4 protein-coding genes are annotated in these 2,245 nt (G+C 74.0%); all 4 read right to left on the bottom strand.

What is annotated here, in order from left to right; genetic code table 11:
• Positions 1–40: 40 nt before the first annotated feature.
• On the bottom strand, positions 41–325 hold the full coding sequence (locus HMPREF3105_RS12640) for a hypothetical protein (RefSeq protein ID WP_080696003.1): 285 nt from the start codon (positions 323–325) through the stop codon (positions 41–43).
• Positions 322–453, bottom strand: coding sequence for a hypothetical protein (locus HMPREF3105_RS13660; protein WP_020624531.1), 132 nt, complete (start codon positions 451–453; stop codon positions 322–324). The genes HMPREF3105_RS12640 and HMPREF3105_RS13660 overlap by 4 nt, the downstream gene beginning before the upstream one ends.
• A gap of 418 nt (positions 454–871) precedes the next feature.
• Entirely contained in the window at positions 872–1,354 is a 483-nt protein-coding gene (gene ribH, locus HMPREF3105_RS04620; protein ID WP_036383758.1) for a 6,7-dimethyl-8-ribityllumazine synthase, read from the bottom strand.
• Positions 1,351–2,245, bottom strand: an 895-nt coding sequence (gene ribA / locus HMPREF3105_RS04615; RefSeq protein WP_070708866.1) for a GTP cyclohydrolase II, incomplete at its 5' end; no start/stop codon positions are given. The genes ribA and ribH, both read right to left, overlap by 4 nt.

Genomic DNA, 2,245 nt, shown 5'->3' with positions numbered 1-2,245 from the left:
TGTGGTCCTGAATGCTGTGATCGCATGGTCAAAACGATTGTCAGACATGCCCTAGGGCTTCGATGACCGCGGCCTGGCTGGGCGTTGCCGGGTTCGTGGCGGCCTCTCGACGCACCGCGTCGCGGATCGCTTCGGGCACTCGCACGTTCAGGGCCACGGTCGGCGCCCCACGCCGCGCCAGGGGCGCATACCCACCGGCCGGGTCCGAGGTCGTTGCCGGTTCTGCGGGGATCACCGCTCCGGGAGCCGGGGTCTGGGGGGCCGGGGTGGGCTTGCGTCGCTGTGCTCGCAGACTCAGGTCGGGCTCAAGCTGCTTCTCGTTCATGCGGTGATCCTTTCGAAGATGAGGCCGGCCAGGTCGGCGTAGGCGGAGGCGACGGGTTCGCGCTTCTCATAGTGGCCCAGCCAGTCGCAGGCCAGACGTGCACCGGGGACGATGGAGCGGGCCGGCACCAGGGGGGTGAGCAGCAGCCCGGTCTCGCGCAGCTCCCAGCAGGGCCATGGACTGTTTGAACGCGGCCACGCTGCGGCAGGCTCCGTGCACCCCGACGCAGTCGTCCGAGGCGGGGCGGGCCGCATAGATCACCCGTCTGCGGCGGTGAACGCGTTGGGGGTCAACGGCCCGCCCTGACGGTCGGGGCAGTGGACGACGAGCTGTGGATGCCGCGAGCGAGACGAAGGGCGGGGGCTTCGCGTCTCCGCCTCTATCGTCGGGTCCCCGCGCCCTCCGGCCGACCCCATCCATGACGGCGCGGGGCTGCCGGCGTTCCGGACGGGCCCGGTTGACCGGCCTGCGATCACCCCACCGGCCCCGGGGACAGGGTCCACGTCGAGAGCAGCCGACCCAGCAGGCAGCCCCGCCCGGCCACCCTCAGTCCCGTGGCGTGACCGAGCGCAGCGCGAGCTCGGTGAGGACGGCCGCCTCGAGGGCCTCGCGTCCCTTGTCCTCTCGGGATCCGGGCAGGCCCGCCCGGTCGCGGGCCTGCTGGTCGGTGTCCACGGTGAGCACGCCGAAGCCCACGGGAACGCCGGTGCGCACCGAGACCTCCGTCACGCCCTGGGTCACGGACTGGCACACGTAGTCGAAGTGCGGGGTGTCCCCGCGCACCACGACGCCGAGGACCACGACGACGTCGAAGCGCTCCGCCAGCCGCGCCGCAGCGACGGTGAGCTCGACGGTGCCGGGCACGCGCACGAGCACGGGCTCCAGGCCCAGGTCGGCCGCGGCGGCCTGCGCCCCGGCGATCAGCCCGTCCATGATCTCCGTGTGCCACTGGGCGGCGACGATCGCCACGTTCAGGCCGCTCGCAGCGGCGGGGTCGGGGGTGAAGGTCGGGGCTCCGGCGCCGCTCATGGGGTGTCCTCCTGGTGGGTGGGGTGGGTCGGGTCGGTGGTCGGGTCATCGGCCGGCGTGGCGGGGCCGCCGGTGGCCGTCGGCGGTTCGAGCACGCGGTCCGCCAGGGCGTGGGCCATGCGGTCCCGCTTGGTGCGCAGGTAGACGACGTTGTGCTCGGTGACGGGCGTGGGGGCCGGGACACGCTCGACGACGTCGATGCCGGCCGCCCGCAGCCCCGCGACCTTCGCGGGGTTGTTGGTGACCAGGCGGATGCGCCGATGGCCGGCGGCCGTGAGGACGGCGGCGGCCCCGGCCCAGTCGCGCGCCTCGGCGGGCAGACCGAGGGCGAGGTTGGCCTCGACGGTGTCCATCCCCTCCTCCTGGAGCCGGTAGGCGCGGATCTTGTTGGCCAGGCCGATGCCGCGTCCTTCGTGGCCCCGGAGGTAGAGGACGGCGCCGCCCTCGGCCGCCGCGCGGGCGAGGGCGTCCTCGAGCTGGGGGCCGCAGTCGCAGCGCAGGGAGCCGAGCACGTCGCCGGTGAGGCACTCCGAGTGCACGCGGACGGTGAGGGGACGCTCCGGGTCGGTCTCCCCCGCCACGAGCAGCAGGTGTTCGGCCCCGGTCTCGGCGTCCACGTGCACGCTCACGCGGAACAGGCCGTGCCGGGTCGGCAGGGTGGCCTCGGCGGGGACGGCGGTCAGGGCCGGCGTCGTCTCCTCCAGGTGGGCCACGAGGTCCTCGATGGAGATGAGGACGAGATCGTGCTCGTCGGAGAACTCCCGCAGGGCGGGCAGGCGCATCATGGTGCCGTCGTCGTGGACGAGCTCGGCGATGGCGGCCACGGGCGCGACGCCGGCCAGGCGGCACAGCTCGACGCCGGCCTCGGTGTGGCCGCGGCGGGCCCGGACG

The sequence above is a fragment of the Micrococcus sp. HMSC31B01 genome (assembly GCF_001816085.1).
Lineage (GTDB): Bacteria > Actinomycetota > Actinomycetes > Actinomycetales > Micrococcaceae > Micrococcus > Micrococcus luteus.
The sequence above is the reverse complement of the archived record's forward strand: the minus strand, read 5'-3'. Positions and strand labels throughout refer to the sequence as shown.